The 4,531-nt window shown below is 66.5% G+C and carries 5 protein-coding genes and 1 tRNA gene; 4 read left to right on the forward strand and 2 right to left on the reverse strand.

The window, feature by feature from the left end; genetic code table 11:
• Window positions 1-455: 455 nt before the first annotated feature.
• Window positions 456-532, forward strand: a tRNA-Met gene (locus GORHZ_RS26555).
• Window positions 533-706: 174 nt separating this feature from the next.
• Window positions 707-1,930: a bifunctional alpha/beta hydrolase/OsmC family protein gene (locus GORHZ_RS26560; protein ID WP_006338651.1), complete on the forward strand. Its 1,224-nt coding sequence runs from the start codon at window positions 707-709 to the stop codon at window positions 1,928-1,930.
• Between the two features lie 135 nt (window positions 1,931-2,065).
• Here the strand turns inward: GORHZ_RS26560 and GORHZ_RS26565 are convergent, their stop codons facing one another.
• Window positions 2,066-2,500, reverse strand: a complete 435-nt coding sequence (locus GORHZ_RS26565) for an SRPBCC family protein (protein WP_006338653.1) — start codon at window positions 2,498-2,500, stop codon at window positions 2,066-2,068.
• Between the two features lie 5 nt (window positions 2,501-2,505).
• Window positions 2,506-2,910 (reverse strand): nuclear transport factor 2 family protein, encoded by a 405-nt coding sequence (locus GORHZ_RS26570; RefSeq protein ID WP_006338654.1) that lies wholly within the window; start codon window positions 2,908-2,910, stop codon window positions 2,506-2,508.
• Between the two features lie 180 nt (window positions 2,911-3,090).
• Between GORHZ_RS26570 and GORHZ_RS26575 the strand changes: the two genes are divergently transcribed.
• Together GORHZ_RS26575 and GORHZ_RS26580 are read left to right on the forward strand one after the other, a co-directional pair.
• Complete coding sequence (locus tag GORHZ_RS26575; RefSeq protein WP_006338656.1) at window positions 3,091-4,128, forward strand: LLM class F420-dependent oxidoreductase; 1,038 nt, start codon at window positions 3,091-3,093, stop codon at window positions 4,126-4,128.
• A 12-nt stretch (window positions 4,129-4,140) separates the two neighbouring features.
• Window positions 4,141-4,531 (forward strand): PadR family transcriptional regulator (locus tag GORHZ_RS26580; protein ID WP_006338658.1); only part of this gene is annotated, 391 nt, incomplete at its 3' end.

A 4,531-nucleotide genomic window follows, 5' to 3' on the forward strand; every position in this document is an offset into this window, starting at 1 on the left:
GAACGCGGCGACCATCAGCAGGCCGCACAGGATCGCGACCGCAACGTTGCCGCTCGCCATTGACACCAGCCAGAGTGCGGCGCTGGCGAAGCCGCCGAGAATCAGCAGGAAGCCGATGACGCTCATCGGATGGTTCCCGTGGCTTTCATGATGGGGTAGGTGGTGGGTTGCCATCACTCCTCCTTCGTCGATGTACCGTCAGGATACGCGGATGTGATGTTTGTCACGTCCTGATCCTGAATCATGATGGGCTCGGGGCTGATATGAGGTCCAGGGACCTTGGGCCCATCCCTTGCCGCTCGTCCACGTGTCGTTTGTGACGAAGGGCACACCGTTCGGTCGGTACGCCGAACAGGCGCTATTCGCCTCGTTTGGCCTTGTTTATGCAGGTCAGAGACGGTTCTGGAGGCGATTTGCATCCGCCGCAAACCGGTGTGTAACGTGGTGTTCACCAACGCGGGGTGGAGCAGCTCGGTAGCTCGCTGGGCTCATAACCCAGAGGTCGCAGGTTCAAATCCTGTCCCCGCTACCACTCGACAGCCCCCGTCCGATCCGGACGGGGCTGTCGTATTTCTGTGTCCGTACTTGTGTGTCCGCTTCTCGGTTTTCGTATCGCTCCCTCGATCGGGTGGCGAGCACGAAATGGGGGAGCGGGCGAGGAACCCGTCGACAGCGACCGATCCACTCGTCGGGCAGGATGAGATCCATGAGTCGGACGGAGCGCTTCACCTTCATCGGGTCATCCGAGGCGGACCTGGCCGCCCGCCTCGACCTCCCCGAGGACGAACCGCGCGCCTTCGCGTTGTTCGCCCACTGCTTCACCTGCTCGAAGGACCTCGTCGCCGCCGGCCGTATCAGTCGACGCCTCGTGGAGCAGGGCTTCGGGGTGCTGCGGTTCGACTTCACCGGCCTGGGCTCCAGCGAGGGCGAGTTCGCCAACACCACCTTCACCTCCAATGTCGAAGATCTGGTGTTGGCCGCCGCCGCACTCGGTACGCGTCACGCCGCCCCGAGTGTCCTGATCGGGCACGGTCTCGGTGGTGCTGCGGTCCTGGCCGCCGCGCCACGGCTGCCCGACGTCAACGCGGTCGCGACGATCGGCGCGCCGTTCGACCCCGGCCACATCCGGCACCTGTTCCCCGACGACGCGTTGACGCGGCTCGCCGACGACGGTCGAGCCGCGGTCACCATCGCCGGGCGCACCTTCACCGTGGGCGCACAGTTCCTCGTGGACGCCGACGAACAGCACCTGGAAACCGCCCTGCACGACCTGAAGCGGCCGCTGCTGGTGATGCACGCACCGCGCGACAACGTCGTCGACATCGACAACGCCCGGCGCATCTTCGATGCGGCCCGTCATCCCAAGAGTTTTGTAGCCCTCGACGGCGCCGATCACATGCTCAGCCGTCACCCGGACGCCGACTACGCCGCCGATGTCCTGGCCGTCTGGGCGTCGCGCTACCTGCCCGAGGTCGAGCTACCGGCCGCCGAGCCGCCGCCCGGCGGATGGGTGGTCGTCGAGGAGTCCGGCCGTGGCCGTCTGGCGCAGTCCATCCAGGCGGGTCGTCACTTCTGGTCCGCCGACGAACCGCTCGGCGTGGGCGACGACACCGGCCCCAACCCATATGACCTGCTGTTGTCCGCCGTCGGAGCGTGCACGTCGATGACGCTGCGCATGTACGCCGACCGCAAGGGCCTGCCCCTCGAGCATGTCGCGGTGCAACTGAAGCATCGTCGTAGCCATCCGAAGGATTGCCGTGACTCGGAAGGCCGGCCCTGTCGGATCGAGCACATCGACCGCGAGATCCGGTTTAGCGGCCCCCTCGACGACGCCCAGATCAAGCGGCTCGGGGAGATCGCCGACAGATGTCCGGTGCACCGCACCGTCACCGGGCAACTCGAGGTGCACACCACCGTGACGCCCACCTAACCGCACCTAACCGGGGGCTCGCCCCGGCCGGCCCCGGTTCCCGCTCATCGAATCGTCTGCCGCTCACCCGATCTGACCCTAATGAGTGAGCGGGAGCGGAACGGATGAGCGGGAGCCGCGGGAGCGGGTGGGGCGTCAGGTCTCGAGGCGGGCCTTGAGGGTGCGCAGGTCCGTGCGGTTGGCCCGACGCATGGCCGGCGACATCAACGGCGCGACGAGCTTCGAGAAGCCAGTCGGGGTGCCCCGGTTCCGCAGCGACATCCTCGTCGAGCTCCCACCGAGGGCCTCCCACTCGTAGGTGGTCTCCATCGCAAACGGGCCGTCGCTGGTGCGCATGACGAATCGCCGGTCATCGACCATCTCCACGACCTCGTAGACATACTCCAGGTGGCGGCCGAGGAAGTTGGCGACGAAGGCGATCTTCGAGCCGACCCGCAGCGGGTCGGGGGTGAGCTGCCTGGAGGAGGCGATGTTGCGGTACCACTCGGTGGCCGTCGCCGGATCGCGCGCGTAGGCGGCGACCTCGGCGATCGGCCGGTCGATGGTGATACGGGTGACGACGTCGACCACGACGGTCAGGCAGACTGCGAGGCGGCGGCCGCCTCGGCGCTGATGCGGTCGAACTGGGCGCCCATCGCCGCGGCCAGTGCCTCGGCGCCCGACAGCGGGCGCACCATCACCATGAAGCTGTCGATCTTGCCGTCGTCGTCGACGTGGATGAAGTCGCAGCCGGTGACGTCCTTGCCGTCCACCTGCGCCTCGAAGACCAGGGCGTGATCGTGGCCGCCCGCGTCGTTGATCTCGCGGACGTAGCGGAAGTCGGTGAACACGCGCATCGCGCCGCGCAGGATCGCGGCGGTGATCGGCTTGCCGGGATAGGGCTTGAACGCGACAGGGCTGGTGAAGACGACATCCTCGGCGAGCAGGGCCTCGACGGCGGACTCGTCGCGTGCTTCGACGGCTCGGCGGAATGCGTGCATGGTGACCTCGATCCTGTGGGTGTTCCGGTGTCCGGGATCCCCGGTTTCGCCCGGGCTGGTTGTGTCGCAGAGTACTGGGGGAACCCCAATGCGGTCTAGTAGTTGATTAGACAATTTGTTGTCTATATCGTGAGGATGACATTGCGAGTTCTCGCCAATAGAAACGAAAGGCGGTCGGTCGTGCGGATCGGACTGGGCATCAACTACACCGACGGGTTCAAGCAGACGGCCGCCGAGGTCGCCGACCTCGAGCGCGCCGGTCTCGACATCGCGTTCGTGCCGGAGGCGTACTCCTTCGACGCCGTCAGCGCGCTCGGCTATCTGGCCGCCGTCACCGATCGCATGCAATTGGCGTCCGGCGTCATGCAGCTCTACACCCGTACGCCCACGCTGATCGGCATGACCGCCGCGGGCCTCGACTACGTCTCCGACGGTCGGTTCATCCTCGGTCTCGGAGCATCGGGCCCACAGGTCATCGAGGGATTCCACGGCGTCCGTTACGATTCGCCGATCGGCCGCACCCGCGAGACCGTCGAGATCTGCCGCAAGGTGTGGCGCCGTGAACGCGTCACCTACGACGGCAAGTACTACACCCTGCCGCTGCCTGCCGATCAGGGGACCGGGCTGGGCAAGGCCCTCAAGATCATCAATCACCCTGTGCGTGAACGTATCCCCGTGTTACTTGCCGCGCTCGGCCCGAAGAACGTCGAGCTGGCGGCCGAGGTCGCGGAGGGCTGGCAGCCGATCTTCTTCCTACCGGAAAAGGCGCAGGACGTGTGGGGCGACGCGCTCGCCAAGGGGCTCGCCAAACGTGACCCGCAACTGGGTGATCTGGAAGTCTACGCAGGCCCGGCCCTCGCCATCGGCGACGATGTCGAGCCGCTGCGAGAGTTCGTCAAGCCGAAGCTGGCCCTCTACATCGGCGGCATGGGCGCCAAGGGCAAGAACTTCTATCACACCCTGACGACCAAGTACGGATACGGGGCCGAGGCCGACCGCATCCAGGAGCTCTACCTCGCCGGCCGCAAAGACGAAGCCGCGCAGGTGGTCCCGGACGCACTGGTGCGCGACATCTCGCTGATCGGACCGGCCGGGTTCGTCGCCGAACGCGTGGCCGCATTCCGCGAGGCCGGGGTCACCGTCCTCAACGTCATCCCCATGGCGAACTCGGCCGCGGAGCGCGTGAAGCTGGTGGAGCAGCTCCGCGAACTCATCTGAGGAGAACAGCTCATGGCATTACGTGATGCCGTGCTGGCCACTTTGCTCGAAGGCGACGCTTCGGGCTATGACCTCGCCAAGGCCTTCGACCGCTCGGTGGCCAGTTTCTGGATGGCCACGCCACAGCAGGTGTACCGCGAACTCGACCGGATGGTCGATGAGGGACTCATCGATTGCCGTGTGGTGCAACAGGACCGGCGTCCCAACAAGCGGGTTTTCTCGCTGACCGAGGCCGGCCACGACGCACTACGGGCGTTCACGGCCGAACCCGCCCGGACCTCCGCGATGCGCGACGATCTGATGGTGAAGGTCCAGGCGGTCGACGACGGTGACATCGAGGCGGTCCGCGGGTGGGTCGCGCAGCGGCTCGCGCTCGCCGAGGAGAAGGTCGCCTCGTGGGAGC

Origin of the sequence: Gordonia rhizosphera NBRC 16068 (assembly GCF_000298195.1) — a bacterium.
GTDB classification, from domain to species: domain Bacteria; phylum Actinomycetota; class Actinomycetes; order Mycobacteriales; family Mycobacteriaceae; genus Gordonia; species Gordonia rhizosphera.

Excerpts from the sequence above, each read along its gene's own strand:
- GORHZ_RS26560 (WP_006338651.1), top strand. The coding sequence starts at position 707 with ATGAGTCGGACGGAGCGCTTCACCTTCATCGGGTCATCCGAGGCGGAC.
- GORHZ_RS26570 (WP_006338654.1), bottom strand. The coding sequence starts at position 2,910 with ATGCACGCATTCCGCCGAGCCGTCGAAGCACGCGACGAGTCCGCCGTC.